Annotated in this window: 1 rRNA gene; it reads right to left on the bottom strand. The window is 53.3% G+C overall.

Features of this window, described 5'->3' with window-relative positions:
- Positions 1-255 (bottom strand): 23S ribosomal RNA (locus KI375_RS27150); the annotation flags it as partial.

The following is a 255-nucleotide window of genomic DNA, read 5'->3' on the forward strand; positions in this document are numbered from 1 at the left end:
GATTCCTCGTGTCCCGCCGTACTCAGGATCCACTCGGGAGGGAACGAAGTTTCAATTACAGGGCTGTTACCTTCTCTGGCAGGTCTTTCCAGACCGCTTCGTTTACCCCGTTCCTTTGTAACTCCATATCGAGTGTCCTACAACCCCAAGAGGCAAGCCTCTTGGTTTGGGCTGTTCCCCTTTCGCTCGCCGCTACTCAGGGAATCGATTTTTCTTTCTCTTCCTCCGGGTACTGAGATGTTTCAGTTCCCCGGG

Source organism: Bacillus sp. J14TS2 (assembly GCF_018333015.1).
GTDB lineage: Bacteria > Bacillota > Bacilli > Bacillales > Bacillaceae_C > Lederbergia.